The 14276-nt window shown below is 61.8% G+C and carries 18 protein-coding genes; 3 read left to right on the top strand and 15 right to left on the bottom strand.

Annotated elements, in window-relative coordinates; all coding sequences use genetic code 11:
* Window positions 1-2: 2 nt before the first annotated feature.
* The 6 genes from ATY76_RS05625 to ATY76_RS05600 all read right to left on the bottom strand — a co-directional run bounded on the left by ATY76_RS05625 (window position 3) and on the right by ATY76_RS05600 (window position 5934).
* Window positions 3-1043 carry an LLM class flavin-dependent oxidoreductase gene (locus tag ATY76_RS05625; protein WP_088673799.1) on the bottom strand — a complete coding sequence of 347 codons (1041 nt, stop codon included), beginning with the start codon at window positions 1041-1043 and terminating at the stop codon, window positions 3-5.
* Window positions 1040-1975: a flavin reductase family protein gene (locus ATY76_RS05620; RefSeq protein ID WP_088673798.1), complete on the bottom strand. Its 936-nt coding sequence runs from the start codon at window positions 1973-1975 to the stop codon at window positions 1040-1042. The genes ATY76_RS05625 and ATY76_RS05620 overlap by 4 nt, the downstream gene beginning before the upstream one ends.
* Complete coding sequence (locus ATY76_RS05615) at window positions 1972-2817, bottom strand: alpha/beta fold hydrolase (RefSeq protein WP_088673797.1); 846 nt, start codon at window positions 2815-2817, stop codon at window positions 1972-1974. Before ATY76_RS05615 ends, ATY76_RS05620 begins: the two co-directional genes overlap by 4 nt.
* Window positions 2818-2830: 13 nt before the next feature.
* Window positions 2831-3433: an amino acid synthesis family protein gene (locus tag ATY76_RS05610; protein ID WP_088673796.1), complete on the bottom strand. Its 603-nt coding sequence runs from the start codon at window positions 3431-3433 to the stop codon at window positions 2831-2833.
* Window positions 3434-3724: 291 nt separating this feature from the next.
* Entirely contained in the window at window positions 3725-4420 is a 696-nt protein-coding gene (locus ATY76_RS05605) for a GntR family transcriptional regulator (RefSeq protein ID WP_088673795.1), read from the bottom strand.
* A gap of 143 nt (window positions 4421-4563) precedes the next feature.
* Window positions 4564-5934 (bottom strand): FAD/NAD(P)-binding protein, encoded by a 1371-nt coding sequence (locus tag ATY76_RS05600; protein WP_088673794.1) that lies wholly within the window; start codon window positions 5932-5934, stop codon window positions 4564-4566.
* Between the two features lie 202 nt (window positions 5935-6136).
* Here ATY76_RS05600 and tauA point away from each other — a divergent pair, with 202 nt between their 5' ends.
* Genes tauA through ATY76_RS05585 form a run of 3 tightly spaced genes read left to right on the top strand, consistent with a single transcriptional unit; the run spans window position 6137 to window position 8845 of the window.
* Window positions 6137-7150 carry a taurine ABC transporter substrate-binding protein gene (tauA, locus tag ATY76_RS05595; protein WP_088673793.1) on the top strand — a complete coding sequence of 338 codons (1014 nt, stop codon included), beginning with the start codon at window positions 6137-6139 and terminating at the stop codon, window positions 7148-7150.
* 55 nt (window positions 7151-7205) lie between these two features.
* Window positions 7206-7994: an ABC transporter ATP-binding protein gene (locus ATY76_RS05590; protein ID WP_088673792.1), complete on the top strand. Its 789-nt coding sequence runs from the start codon at window positions 7206-7208 to the stop codon at window positions 7992-7994.
* The gene (locus tag ATY76_RS05585; protein WP_088673791.1) at window positions 7991-8845 is read left to right on the top strand and encodes an ABC transporter permease subunit; all 855 of its coding nucleotides are present in this window, start codon (window positions 7991-7993) and stop codon (window positions 8843-8845) included. The genes ATY76_RS05590 and ATY76_RS05585 overlap by 4 nt, the downstream gene beginning before the upstream one ends.
* Before the next feature lie 113 nt (window positions 8846-8958).
* On the opposite strand, the gene ATY76_RS05580 is transcribed toward ATY76_RS05585, so the two are convergent.
* From ATY76_RS05580 to ATY76_RS05545, 9 genes are all read right to left on the bottom strand, one after another.
* Window positions 8959-9267: a hypothetical protein gene (locus tag ATY76_RS05580; RefSeq protein WP_088673790.1), complete on the bottom strand. Its 309-nt coding sequence runs from the start codon at window positions 9265-9267 to the stop codon at window positions 8959-8961.
* 11 nt (window positions 9268-9278) lie between these two features.
* Window positions 9279-9860 carry an alpha/beta fold hydrolase gene (locus tag ATY76_RS05575; RefSeq protein ID WP_088673789.1) on the bottom strand — a complete coding sequence of 194 codons (582 nt, stop codon included), beginning with the start codon at window positions 9858-9860 and terminating at the stop codon, window positions 9279-9281.
* A 161-nt stretch (window positions 9861-10021) separates the two neighbouring features.
* Window positions 10022-10198 (bottom strand): hypothetical protein, encoded by a 177-nt coding sequence (locus ATY76_RS33620; RefSeq protein ID WP_190233601.1) that lies wholly within the window; start codon window positions 10196-10198, stop codon window positions 10022-10024.
* A gap of 34 nt (window positions 10199-10232) precedes the next feature.
* Window positions 10233-10430: a hypothetical protein gene (locus ATY76_RS05570; RefSeq protein WP_088673788.1), complete on the bottom strand. Its 198-nt coding sequence runs from the start codon at window positions 10428-10430 to the stop codon at window positions 10233-10235.
* Between the two features lie 3 nt (window positions 10431-10433).
* Window positions 10434-10994, bottom strand: coding sequence for an FMN reductase (msuE, locus tag ATY76_RS05565; RefSeq protein WP_088673787.1), 561 nt, complete (start codon window positions 10992-10994; stop codon window positions 10434-10436).
* A 121-nt stretch (window positions 10995-11115) separates the two neighbouring features.
* Complete coding sequence (locus tag ATY76_RS05560; protein ID WP_088673786.1) at window positions 11116-11712, bottom strand: DsbA family protein; 597 nt, start codon at window positions 11710-11712, stop codon at window positions 11116-11118.
* 64 nt (window positions 11713-11776) lie between these two features.
* Complete coding sequence (locus ATY76_RS05555; RefSeq protein ID WP_088673785.1) at window positions 11777-12808, bottom strand: LLM class flavin-dependent oxidoreductase; 1032 nt, start codon at window positions 12806-12808, stop codon at window positions 11777-11779.
* A 17-nt stretch (window positions 12809-12825) separates the two neighbouring features.
* Entirely contained in the window at window positions 12826-13764 is a 939-nt protein-coding gene (locus ATY76_RS05550; protein ID WP_088673784.1) for an ABC transporter substrate-binding protein, read from the bottom strand.
* Window positions 13765-13835: 71 nt separating this feature from the next.
* Window positions 13836-14276: transporter substrate-binding domain-containing protein (locus ATY76_RS05545; RefSeq protein WP_141104990.1), on the bottom strand; the 441-nt coding region annotated here is incomplete at its 5' end.

The following is a 14276-nucleotide window of genomic DNA, read 5'->3' as shown; positions in this document are numbered from 1 at the left end:
CCTTACTCCTGAAATGCCGGCATGACCTCGGCGATGAAGCGTTCGAGCGACGCCTTCTTGCGCTCGAAACTCATGCCGGTGTCGATCCAGAAGGAATATTCGTCATAACCGAGGGCTTCATAGGCCTTGAGCCGGCCGATGACGGTCTCGGCGTCTCCAACGACATTGTTGGTGCGCATGACCTGATCCGACAGCATCGCGTTTGCCCGGATCTGCTCGTCGGGAATGCGCTCGATCAGGCCTTGGGCAATCGGCTTCTCGTTCTTGAACCAGGCGAAGAAGTAGTTGTAGTAGACGCTGAGTTCATGGGCCGCCTGGGCGACGTCTTCTTCCGAGGAGCCGACATAGGTGTGGCGCAGCAGCATGATCTTCGGCCGCTCGATATCAGGGTTCTTGGCGCAGGCATCGTTGAAACGGTCCATCAGCGACTGGACCTCGTCATCGCCCTGCCAGAGCGGTGTGACCTGAACGTTGCAACCGTTGGCGACGGCAAATTCATGCGAGTTCGGATCGCGCGCGGCGACCCAGATCGGCGGGTTCGGTTGCTGCAGCGGCTTCGGCGCCGAAGTGGTCGCGGGAAACTTGAAGAACTCGCCGTCATGGGCGTAGTCGCCAGCCCATATGCCCTTGACCGCCGGGATGAGTTCGCGCATGCGCTGGCCGGCGCCCCAGGCGTCGAGACCGGGCAGCAAGCGTTCGTATTCGAAGGAATAAGCGCCGCGGGCAATGCCGATATCGAGCCTTCCATCGCAGATGATGTCGGTCATGGCCGCTTCGCCGGCAAGCTTGATCGGATGCCAGAAGGGGGCGATCACCGTTCCCGTCCCGAGCCTTGCCCGCGATGTGCGGCGCGCCAGATCGGCAATGGTCACGAACGGATTGGGGGCAATGGTGAAATCCATGCCATGATGCTCGCCCGTCCAGATCGCATGCATGCCGCCTTTGTCGGCGATCTCGCAGAGCGCGACGAATTCCTCATAGAGGCTCTTATGGCTCTGGTTGGCGTCGAGCCGTTCCATATGGACGAAGAGGGAGAACTTCATGCTTTTGCGCCCTTGGCTGGAATGGGATGAATTTTGCCGCCGGTCTCGTCACCGAAATAGACGCCGAAATTGCCGATCGAGCTTTCCATCGCGAAACGGTTGACGATATCGGCGGTCGAACTGGTCTTGAATTTTGCCGCAGCCAAGGCGTCGGGCTTTACGAACCTGCCGCCGGCGGGCTCGCCGTCTCCGGCAACGGCGTGGTAGACGATGTGCTGCTTGCCGTCGCTCTTACCCTCGTAGACCGAATAGAGAAAGCCGATGCTGACTGTCAGCCCGGTGAGCGTCTCCAGATATTTTTGCAGCGCTTCGGTCGGGTTGCCTTCATGGGCGTCGATGCTCGGCAGGGAGAGCACGTCTTCGCCCAGCAGCAGAACCTCTCCGCGGCGTTCGACGACGGCCGCAAGCTCGATATTGCCTTCGGCGGCGGCGGAAACCGCCTTGCTTGAAAGCGTCGGCGTGAAATAGCCGCCGCGCGCATAGCCGAGACCGTTACGGCCGCTATTGTCGAAGGATTCGATGCGCCCCATCAGGATGACATGGTCGCCGGCCTCGATGACCTCTTCCATGGCGCATTCGAACCAGGCAGCGACATTCGAGAAGATCGGGCAGCCGGCCGACCCCTTGGCCCATTCGACCGCCGCAAAGCGGTCTTCGACAGGACGCGCGAAGGTATTCGACACGTCCTTCTGGGCTTCCGACAGCACGTTGATCGCGAAATGCGGCGCGCCGGTCATGGTGGCGAAATTGCGCGAGGTCTTGGCGAGGCAGACGAGGAGCAGCGGCGGGTTGAGCGAAACCGAGGTGAAGGAATTCGCGGTAAAACCGATCGGATGCCCCTCCCCGTCGCAGGCGGTGACGACGGTCACGCCGGTCGGGAAAGCTCCGAATGCATCGCGCAATGCTCTTGGATCGACAGTCTGGATTGTCATCGTTCATCCTCCCCGAACGACAGCCACTCTGCGAGCAGCGAATTGACGATATCAGGCGCGGTCAGGTTCACCATATGGCGATGGCCCTCCACGATGCGGACCCAGCCTTTCGGTGCGAGCGCTGCCATTTGTTCCGCCATCAAGGGCGTCGAATTCGGGTCGTCGGAGCCGGTCAGAAACAGAGCAGGACCACGGACATCCTTCCAGCCGTCGGCATAGGTCTCGTCTCCCCCGGCAAAGGCCGCGTATGCGACAGCATATCCCTGGGGATCGACGACGCTCAGCCATTCCCGTGTCAGTTCGCGGGCCACCGCGCTGTCCCTGTCATCGCCGAACCAGCGCGCCAGAGGACCTTCCTTGTCCACGCCCGTCACCGGAATGGCCGCAGCCCGCGCGAGCACGGCAGCCTTCGCCTCCGGGTCGCGCCTGTAGACCCCGTTGAGGTAGGCGACGCGTCTGATGCGTGCGCCGAAGGTCGCCGCCGCCCCGCCCGACACCAGCGCACCCATGGAGTGCCCGGCGACATTTGCGGTTTCGATTTGCATCTCGTCGAGAAACCGTCCGAACCAGGCGACGAATTCCTCCAGACGGCTGCCCACCGGCAGCTTTGCGCTCTCGCCGTGTCCCGGCATGTCGACGGCGATGACGCGATGGCCCCCGGAGAGGGATTTAATCTGCGGAACCCAGGCTTCGAGGCGCATGCCGACGCCATGGATCAGCACCACCGGCTCGCCGCTGCCGGCCTCGTGATAGGCCGTTCCGCCTGCCGTCTTTTTCCGGGGCAAGGCACTGCCGGCGCTCTTTGCTGCAGCGGCACCTGTGGTCGATCCAGCTGTCAGCATGTCGGAGCCCCTCTCAAACGCCCGCAGGATTGGCGACGTCCTGCCCCAGGTCCTTCAGATCCTGGTAACGGTCGCCGATGCGGTGATGGGGACGCCCGCCCACGGAGGCGCCGAGAGCGACGACGATTTCGTCGGCAGCAGGCGCGTCGGGGATGGAGGTCTGGATGGTCAGGTAATGAGAGCGGCGGCCTTCGTCGTTCTTGTCCATCAGCGGGATCATGATCGGCGCATTGGCGGGGCCGCGCGTATTGCAGAAGGCGAGGTAGGATTTGGCGCCGACGGCTTGGCGATAAAAATTGCCGAAGCGCAGCGTGTGGATGAGCGCGGATGCATGTTCGATTTCGCCGTCCAGGCCGACGACGGCAGCCTTGCCATAACCTTCGACGGCATCGCCCGATCCGACCGCATCGATGATCATCTTGGTCAGCAGCTCACCGAGCACGGGAGCGCACGCATGAATTTCCGGCTTGAGGTCTTCGACGAAGCCGCGGCCTGCCCAAGGGTTTTTCACGACCGCAAAGGCCGAAAACAGCTTCAGCGGCACCGCTGCAGCCTTGCCGCCCTCGATCAGCGTCGTTTCGATCTGCAGTCCCGTCTTGCGAATTTGAATGGCCATCCGAACACCTCATTTCTCTATCAGGTATTATGGTATACCATGATATCGCACTGTCAAGTTCGTTTCTGCAGAGACAAGGGCTGCGTTGATCGCTTTATGATACCGCCTTAGATATTATTGAATATGGCATACCATCACATTGAGAAAAGTTGGGTGTCAAGCCTCGAGTGCGGCTGCTCCCGGATTCCAGGATGTCGTGATTGCGGCTGTCGAACAGCAATAGGGGACCGCCGGTGGGCAGCCGTTACGGTTGCATCTCAACAGAGGCAGAAGCGCTGTCTATGCGCTGATTTATTCGGCTGGCTTCTGGGCGGACAGCACCGCTTCGGCAATGGCGCTCGCCGCCGCGACATGATCCATCGCCGCCCGCTGGGCTCCCTCGCCGTCACCGCGGCGGATGGCGTCAACGATTTTCGCCATCTGCGCCGGCCCCTCTATGCCGCGCCGTTCGGTCTTGATCGTCATCGAACGCAAGTGATTTATGCGCACGGTAAGAAGATTGACGACGCCCCAGGCAACGTGCCGATCGACCATGGTGAACAGCGTCTGGTAGAAGGAAGAGGTATTCGCCAGCACGCCCGCCATATCGTTGTCGCGGTAGCTGTTGCGTATTCCGGTCAGGGAATCTTCCAGGGCCGCGACGATTTCGGGGCTGCCGCGCTCGGCGCATAGCCGCGCCGCCATGCCTTCGAGCGCGCCGCGGATTTCATAGATCTGTTTGGCTTCCTCGATATCGAGCTGGGCGACGATCGGCCCCTTGTTCGGCAGATTGGCGACCAGCCCTTCCGATTCCAAGTGCCTCAAAACTTCGCGCACAACAGTCCGGCTGACGCCGAGCTGGGCGCATAGATCCCGTTCGACAAGCCGATCGCCGGGGCGGAAATAGCCGTTCACGATCGCTTCGCGGACCTTGTCCAGCGCCAGTTCCCGCAATGTCTTTGTCGGACGCTCGACTCGAATTGCTGCGTCCTTCAGAGCACCGCTCATTCTACACCTCAGAGTTGGACCGGCTTTGCACGATCAAGTTCCGCCGCGGCAGCCGAATTCGAAAATCGTATTATGGCGTACCAGATACTGTAGCTGTCGGCGGCCGGCAATTCAACAAGCACCGTCACCTTGGGATTGCCGATCTATGCCTCGGGCGCCGCCAGCTTCGAGACGATCTCTTCGACGACGGCTTTTGCCTGCACCCGAATGTCGGGGACGGCCGTAATTTCCCAGAATTGCCCGGCCGTCAAGGCGCCGACCGCAAACAGCCGGGCGGGCGATATGCGGGATGGCGCCACCACTTCGGAAACGGCATCCACGTCTATCCCGAGGCCAAGAGGATCGGGGGCGATCAGCCGAACGCGGCTCATTTCCTTCAAAAGCGGCGAATGGCTGATCCCGGCGCGCTCCATTCCCGTGCAGTTGACCAGCCAATCCGCCTTGATGCCGACGTTCTCCTGCGTCGCTCTGATCCTGTATCCGGCAAGAAGCCTATCCTCCTCGGCCGCAAGCAATTTCACGAAGCCCGCATGGAAGCGGACGGTTCCTTCCGAGACAAGTCTTTCGAACCTGTCGAACACGTCCGGCGCGACCCTGTGACGGTGAATGTTCCACCAGGGAAGCGCATGGCGCAGGAAGCGGGCCCGCTCCGTGTCCGAAAGCCGCTGCCAGAGAGCCTGCGTCACCGGCCTCAGGCCGTCCATCACCGCTCTCCAATCGGCGACCTCCCTGCTCCTGGCCCGCAAGCTCTTCAATATGCCGCTGATTGTCCTGGGAAGCGTCTCGACATCGACCGGCAGAGGCGCCGGCGGCGTCTTCGCATGTCCGAGCGGTGCGAGCCCGCGACGGGAAAGCACGTCGATCCTGCCTCTATGGCCATGGGCGCGAAGCGCGAGAACCTGATCGATCATCGTCAGGCCGGAGCCGAGGATACAGACCGTATCGGATGGGGCGACGCGCCTCAGCCACGAGAGCCGCCACGGATTGTCGATGATCCGCGATCGCAGAAATGGCGGGACGCTGGCCGGATCGACTGGCAGGTTGGCATTGCCGACGCCGAGACAGAGCACGACATTCCCTCCGGCAATCTCGTCGCCATTATCGAGCTGGAAGGCGAGCGTGCTGGTGTAGCGCTCCACACATCCCGCCGCCTTGGCCTTGATGAAATCGACCCGGCAACGGCCGTCGCGCTTGCGAAGCAGTTGCGCAAGCGTATCCCTGACATAGAGACCGTAGTCGCTGCGCGAGGCGAAGTCGCCTGCCTGCATCGGACGGTCGTGGCTCTTCAGCCAGTCGACGAAATCGTCGGGACGATGCGGCAAAAGGCTCATGCGGCCGGCGGGAACATTGAGGCGATGGAGATAGAGTTCCGTCCGGTAGGCCGTCCCGCGGCCAAAACCCGGATCGTCGCCGATGACGGCAACCTTTGCCGAAGTGGGAAGCTGCTCGATGAGATTACAGGTCACGGCTATTGCCGAAAAACCGGAACCGACCACGATCACATCGTACATCATTGTATTCTCCCTGAAGCTCTGGCTAGCCTCGCCTCTGTCGCTCGCTCGCCTGTAGGATCGCCCGAGCGCCAGAATCACGAAAACAATTATCTCTATAGTCTATAAATATAGTTTGTTATTTCTCCCGCCAGTCCCTTCTCACCCGCTACGCTTTTAGGGGTGAGATCAAGGGCCGTCGGGGCCCTCAAACAAGGGGCTCAAGATGAACTTTAGAAATTTGGTCGCCGCAATCGCTGTCGGCATCGGCACTCTCGCAACGGCGATCGTCGCTCAGGCGGCAGACAAGAAGGTCGTCGTCGGCTATCAAACCGATGCGCTGCCGTCCTCGGTGGCGATCGCCAATGGCGAATTCGCCAAGACGACGGGATACGATATCGACTTCCGCCGGTTCAATTCGGGTGCGGAGATCTTTGCCGCCATTGCCTCCGGCGATGTCCAGGTCGGCTATGTCGGCTCCAGCCCGTTCGCGGCCGCGGCTTCGCGCGGACTGGAGGTCAAGGCCTTCTACCTCGCCTCCATCTCTGGCATCGACGAGGCGCTCGTCGTCCGCAACGGCTCCGGCATTGAAAGCCTCAACGACCTGAAGGGCAAGAAGCTTGCCGCCGCGCCGGTGTCGACCGACCATTATCAGCTGCTGGCGCTGATCAGATCGCTAGGCCTGACCGAGAAGGACGTTCAGGTCTTCGCAATCCCTCAGCCCGAAATTGTCGCAAGCTATAATCGCGGCGATATTGACGGCGGCTTCGTCTGGGATCCAGCGCTGACCGAACTCAAGAAGAACGGCAAGGTCCTCGTGACTTCTAAGGATGTGGCCGACAAGGGGGCGCCGACCTTCTCGGCCTGGGTTGCGACCTCGAAATTTGCCGCCGACAATCCGGAATTCCTGAAGGGCTTCGCCTCTGTCGTCACCAAATACTATACGTCCTTCGCATCCGACAAATCCGCCTGGGGCCCTGATAGCGACAACGCCAAGTCGCTCGCCAAGCTTCTCGGCGGAACGCCGGAGCAGCAGGCCTCGGCCTTGAAGAACCTGACGCTGCTCACGCCCGAAATCCAGGCATCGGACGCTTGGCTCGGCGGCGGCGAAAAGGCCGGCGCCGGGAAGATCCTCAAGGACACGGCATCCTTCCTGAAGGAACAGGGCAAAGTGTCCGGCGTGCTGGACAACTACGGAGCCTTCGTCACCGCCGACGCGCTTGCCGGCGTCAGCAACTGATCCTCCCTGACACCGGCGCGGCAGTCGCGCCGGTGTCGAACTTGTGAGTTCCAACATGCTGAAAGTCGATCACGCCAGCGTCTTCTTCGCAGCCCGCGACGGGCGGACCGTTCACGCGCTCGATCGCGTGTCTTTCGATATTCCTGAACGAGGCTTCGTCGTCGCGCTCGGAGCCTCGGGATGCGGCAAATCAACCCTGCTCAACGCCATCGCCGGTTTTCTGCCACTTTCCGAAGGCCGGATCACGCTCGATGGCCGCACCGTCGAACGCCCGGGCGCCGATCGCGGCGTCGTCTTTCAGAAAGACGCGCTGCTCCCTTGGAAGTCCGTGGTCGACAACGTCGCGCTCGGCCTGAAATTTGCGGGCATCAATCGCAAGGAGCGGCAGGCCCACGCCTTGGAACTGCTTCGGCTCGTCGGCCTCGACGAATTCGCCGGCGCCTTTCCCTACGAGCTGTCGGGCGGCATGCGCCAGCGCGTCGGCATTGCCCGGGCGCTCGCGACCAATCCTGACATCCTGCTCATGGACGAGCCCTTCGGCGCGCTCGACAGCCTGACCCGCGAGCAGATGCAGGAACTGCTGGTTTCCGTCTGGGATAAGACGGCAAAAAAAGTTTTCTTCATCACCCACTCGATCGAAGAGGCGCTGTTCCTGGGCACGCAGGTGCTCGTCATGTCGCCGCGGCCGGGGCGTGTCGTCGCGCGCTTCGATCTCGATTTCGTCAGGCGTTTCGCCGAAACCGGCGATGCCCGCGCGATCAAAGCCTCGGCGCAATTTGCCGAGCTGCGCGAAGAGATCCGCGCCATTCTCCACAACAGCGAAGACTTGAGGAGCGCCGCATGAGCGACATAACACAGGCTCCGCCGATTGCGGCTCATGTCGAAGACCGTCAAGTCAAGCTGGTGAAAATGGCGGGCTTCGGCGCCGGCGAGAGATCGACGGTGGCCATCAGCATCGCCGCCGCGCTCGCCATATTGCTGCTGTGGTGGCTCGTTTCAGCACTTGGCGTCGTCCCGCATCTGTTCCTGCCGCGTCCCGATGAGGTGCTGACGCAGATCGGCGTCATCTATCGCGACGGCTATGCCGGCGCCTCACTTTTCGAGCACGTCTCTGCAAGCCTGTTCCGCATCGTCGTCGCAGCCCTGATCGCCATCTCCGCCGGCATTCCGCTCGGATTGCTCATGGGTCTCAATCGCTGGGCGAAAGGCGTGCTCGACGCGCCGATCGAATTCTACTGGCCGCTTCCGCCCCTCTCCTACCTGCCGCTGATGATCATCTGGCTTGGCATTGGCGAGACATCGAAGATCACGCTGCTCGTGCTTGCGATGTTCGCCCCGATCTGCCTGTCGGCCCAGGCCGGCGTTCGTTCACTGCCGATCGAGCGCGTCAACGCCGCCCGTTCTCTGGGCGCAAGCCGGCTGCAGCTTTTCCTCGACATCGTCCTGCCGTCGGCCCTGCCCGAGATCCTCACCGGCATCCGCATCGCACTCGGCGTCGGCTGGAGCACGCTGGTTGCGGCCGAATTGATCGCGTCGACGCGCGGGATCGGTTTCATGATCATGTCGGCGTCGCAGTTCCTGGCGACCGACGTCGTCTTCGTCGGCATCGCCATCATCGCGGTCTGCGCCTTCACCTTCTCGGCCGGCATCCGCTTTCTGGAAGCTTTCCTGGTGCCCTGGAAGGGCAAGCTCTAGAACAGGATGATTTCGGCCCGGTTGGCCTAAATCTGAATCCTGTTCTAAATTAAAGAGTTAGAGCATGATGCCGAAAACCGCTCACACTTTTCGGCATCATGCTCTGAGCGGGGTCAATGCACCGTAAACCTGGCCGCATCGGCCCGTCGCCGTTCCAGGCTGCGGATCAGCATTGCCGCCTCCCTGACGATCGCCGAAAACGTCGCATCGTCGGCCTCGGCAATCCTTTCCGTCATGTCACGGATGATCGTCGTCAGATGAAGGATCGATTGGCGGCTTTGCGCATCTTCCGGTCCGAATTCACTATCGGCCATGGCAAGCAGCGCCTGCACCAGACGATCCATGGTCTGGCGGCGCCTGCTTCTCGGATCGGCGTTCGGATCTTCACTCAGGCGCAGGAGATCGGCGACGATATCGGACATTGCGCTTCCACTCAGATCGCAAAAGCCGGCGGCATGGAAGCGATGCGCTTTCGCGCGCCCGTGCGTGTCTTCAAGGCATCCAGCAGCCGGTAGCCGTTGCGCCAGCGTCCGAAGCCGCTGGCGATATTGATGTGCCCGGCAAGACCGATATTCCTGGTCTCGGCGTTCCATAGCCGGCCGAACAGGGCCAGGCGGTCGACCGTCATGTAAGCATCGTTCATGCTGCCGACGACGATACTCGGAAAAGGCAGAGACGCCACCGGCATTTCGCCGAAGGAGATTTGTCCCGGATGCAGGATCTCCGTCGCCGGCAGATCGCATGGCGCAACGAGCAGCGCGCCTTTCACCCGGCGTGCGGCGCTCCGGCCGGCGAGCCGGGCGGCAAGCAGGCATCCGAGACTATGGGCGACCAGATAGGCCTCGCCCGCCTCCTCAAGCGCGCTTTCCAACCGCGGCAGCCACCTGTCGAGACGCGGATGATCCCAATCGTCCTGGGTGACGCAACGGCTGTCCGGCTGATCCTGCAGCCAGTGCTGTTGCCAGTGACCGTCTCCCGAACCGAAGAGCCCGGGAAGGATAAGGACATCGCTCATCGGACCAGCCCGATCACCAAGGCAAACAGAAATGTGAAGGAGCCTGCGATCGTGCAGATCCCGGCCGCATGCCGGATTCGCGGCATGAGACTGTCCGCTGCTCTTCTCGCACCGTGCCGGCCGAGGCCGGTCTCAACGACAATTGCCATGACGCCACCTCCTCAATACCAAGTTCCGGGCATCGCGCCCCAATAATGGATTTCGTATTCGCGGGCGGATCGGTCCCGCTCATCGTCTCGAGTGCGCATCGCGTCTGCAGGCTCCCACTGAGCCACCGGCTTCGCCTTGAGGAGGCGGTCGACCGCGAGTTTCAGCCACACATGGAAATCGAGTTTCATGCGAACCTCCCTGTCGGGGACCCATATTCTCCAGCTAGGAAATCAGCGAATGACGCCGCGCATTGGCCAGAAGATCGCGAAGCGATGCCGTTGGCCCGTAGAGCATCAGCAGGCGGTTTTCCTCGCGCTTGGCGAGGCGGTATCGCCGGGCGAATTCAAAGACGTTCCACAATTGATCGCCCGATCCCGGCCTGTCCGCGTCATCCGTCCTTGCTTCCTGAGAGCGCACCATGACCTATTCGGCCGCAGCGATTGCCGGACTTGCATGCGGAAAGAAGGCCGCCAGCTCTCCGATCACTTCGCCGATACGGCTCGAAAGCTGATCCGAGGAGACCGTATAGTCCGCGAAATCGCGATCGGATGCGTAAACGGCGGTCGGCAGCGTATGAGCCATGAAAAAGCCGAACAGGGGCCGGAGCTGATGCTCGACCATGAGCGCATGCCGGTCACCTCCGCCCGTCGCCGTGAGGATGATCGGCTTGCCCCGAAGTTCCTGCGGATCGATCAGATCAATGAGGTGTTTGAAAAGGCCGGGATAGGATCCCTTGTAGGTCGGCGAACCAATGATCAGCGCATCGGCCCTTACGATCTCGTCGACGACGCGGCTTGCCCGCTCGTCGAGATCCTTACGCCACAAGGCGCTGCCCAGCGACGGACCGACATCGTTGAGATCATAGGTCTTGGTCGTAAAGCCGTAGCGGATGCTGGCGCGCTCGGCAACGTGCCGGACGAGCGCCAGTGTCTTCGATGGACGGTTGAAGCTGCCAGCGATGCCGACGAGTTTGAAACCTGACATGGGCTTTCCTCTCTATGGTTGCCTCAACTATTGTCTATAAAATTACTGGATTAAAGAAATGCGTGTCTCTCCTTCTCCGTCCCGTTGAAAAAAACGTTCGTCTGCAATTGCTCGTTCGAGCCTAGGGCCGGTCGCCGCGAAGATGGCGTTCGAGAAAGGACAGGTTGTCCTGTCCCCAATAGAGTTCACCGTCATAGACATAACTGGGAAAACCGAAGACGCCGCTGTCGCGCGCATGCACGCGGTCTGCCAACCACTTGTTCTGGACGTCGTCATCGGCCTGCCGGCGAAGAAGCGCTGCGCCGTCGAAACCGGCTGCTGTGACGATCGCCTCGCGCACATCGGGTCTGCCGATATCCCTCGCCTCGCTCCAGAAGGCATGCTGCAGGGCACGGGCGACGCCAATCCAATCCTGCCCGTCGAGATAGGCGGCAATCACGAAGAGGGATGCCGGCGTCGGATCGCCGAGCTCCGGGCGATGTTCGAGGCGCAACTCCTTGCCGCGCACGCGCGCCCAGCGTTTGAGATCCCGCGTCCAGTAAGCGCGGCGGATCTCGGGACGGTTGCGCGAGAAGATGCCGCCATTCTCTTCGACCACCGTCGTCAGATAAGGCGTGATGACGACGTCGTTCTTCGCGGCCAGCTCAGTAAAGGCGTCGAAGCCGATATAGGACCAGGGCGAGCCGATCGAAAAGAAATATTCCACCGATTTGGTCACTGACGAATGTTCCTCTTAAAATGGTTGTTTGGTGCCGAATGGGCGCCGTCCCGCCGACAGCCCTTCAAGCGGCCCGAATTTCGGGCCGCGCTTTCCATCCGAGTTCCGGAGCGATCTTTGTGACGAAGTCGTGGAGGATCTGGCGATATTCCTCGTGCTCGAACTCGTAAGGGAGCTCCAGCCGCAGCTCGCTGACCTCGGGCAGGACCGGATCGGCGAAAAGCCGTTGCAATATTTCCTCCGACGTGCCGACGATATCGCGTGCGAACAGAGTACGACGCTCGCCCTGCGGCGAAAGCGTCCGCTGATGGCGGCCGTCGGCATAATCGCGGTATCGCCGGCGGGTTGCCGCATCGGCACTGTCGAAAGGCACGATGACACGGCCGAGCGCGACGCGGCGCTGCTTTCCTGAGTCGCGATAGGTTGTAATCAGTCTGGATTGGGCAACGAAGAAATCGTCGGTCCCCTCCCCCGTTATCACATTGCCCGTTAACAGATTGAAGCCGTTGCGGCCCGCCCAGCCGGCCGAGCGCTGCGACCCGCCGCCATACCAGATCCGGTCGATCAGGCCCTTGGCGTAGGGCTGCAGGCGCGGACGCTGCGGGCCGAAGGGCGTCTTGATGAAGGTCGCGTCGTCGCCGAGATAGGCGCCGCGCAGATTGTCGGCAAAGCGCAGCACGCGATCATGCGAGAAATCGTAGCTCGTCCAGTCGCCGTCGAAGGCGAGCGGGCCGATCAGCTCGGCATGCAGCGGCCGGCCGGCGCTGACGCCGATATTCAGCCGCCCGCGCGAGAGTACATCGACCGTCGCAAGGTCTTCGGCCAGCCGATACGGGCTTTCATAGCCGATCGGAATGACCGCCGTTCCGAGCTCGATCCGGCTGGTGCGCTGGGTGGCGGCCGCCAGAAAGGCGCTGGCGGAGGAGATCCCCGGCTCCAGGTGCCGCTGGCGGACCCAGGCGCTGTCGAAGCCGAGTTCCTCGCCATAATGCAGCTGCTGGAGCGTCTGCTCCAATCCCGACAAGGGATCATCATCGGGATAATTGCCGGGAGTGAGGAAGCCGATATGGCTGATGGATATATTGCGGCCGCTCATGTCACGCCTTCCGATAATCAATATTTCGGCAGGCCGGGAGGATTGGTCTCCGATGCGGGCAACGCTTCCTCGGAAAGATGCCAATGATCGAGTATCCCCGCATAGGTGCCGTCCTTGATCAGACCGTTGGTGGCGACGGTCAGCGCATCGGCGAGCCCGCTTCCCTTGCGGGTGGTGATCGCGACGTCCGATCGATCCGGCCAGCCGGCGCTCAGCGTGCCCACCCGTTTGATGTTCTTGTCGCGCGCCGCGATGAAGACGAGCTGCGCGTGCGGCTGGACGATGACATCGGCCCGCCCGGAACGCAGGGCGAGAAGGCTCGCCGCCTCGTCATCGTAATATTGCAGCTCGATCGGCTTCAGGCCCGCAGCTACATCCTCTTCGCTCCACTTGACCAGGATACGCTCCTGGTTGGTGCCGGCGCCGACGATGATCCTGAGGCCCGCCGCATCCTTCGGCTCCTTGATCGAGGTGACGGGACTATCGGATTTCACGAAGAAACCGTGCAGGCCCTGGCGATAGGTGGAGAAATCGAACTTCTCCTTGCGCTGCTCGGTCACGCCGACATTGGAGATGACGGCATCATATTTGCCCGATGTGAGGCCGAGCGGCCAGTCGATCCAGGCGACCGGCACGATCTCCAGCGTCAGGCCGAGGCTGTCGGCGATGGCATAGGCGTAATCGGGATCCGCGCCGACCACGGTCTTGGCATCGGTGGCGTAAGTGGCAAGCGGCGGGCCGCCGGGACTGACAGCGATGGTGAACTTACCTGGCGTGACGAACTTGAAATCCTTGGGGATTGCAGTGATCGCCGCATTGTTCCTGGCTGCATGAAGCCTGCCCGGCTGCTGCGGGCTCAGGTCGAAATCATCGGCCGCATGGGCTGCACTGAGGCCAGTCAAGGCTGCTGTCAGCGCCGCGAAGAAAAAGGTGCGGATATCAAGAAAACTCGCCACGTTCGATATGTCTCCGTTTGCAGTGAAAGGCAGGGACGGGCCGGCTCGAATGGCCGCCCGTCCCATAAACATTACGAACCGCTCTTCGGCAGGCCGGGCGGGTTGGTCTGGGCCTTGTCGATCGCCTCGGGACCGAGATTCCAGGCGTCGAGGATCTTCTTGTAGGCGCCACTGGCAATCAGGTCGTTGACGACATTGGTGACGGGCGCCGCCAGGCCGCTGCCCTTGCGCGTGGTGACGGCGATCTCGGCCGTGATCGGCCAGCCGCCGCTGACGGTGCCGACGAGTTTGGTCTTGCCGTTGATTCCCGCCGCATAGGCCTGCGTGGCGTTGACGCTGAAGACCGCATCGGCCCTGCCGGACTGGACGGCCAAGTCCTTGACCGCGTCGTCGTCGTAATACTGCACCTCGATCGGCTTCAGACCGGCCGCGACATTCTGCCGGTCCCACTCCAGCAGGATCTTCTCCTGGTTGGTGCCGGCATCGGTGATGACCTTCAGGCCGGCAATATC

Source organism: Rhizobium sp. R339 (assembly GCF_002211395.1).
Classification (GTDB): Bacteria; Pseudomonadota; Alphaproteobacteria; order Rhizobiales; family Rhizobiaceae; genus Rhizobium.
Note: the sequence above shows the minus strand (reverse complement) of the source record. Positions and strands in the feature narration are given on the sequence as shown.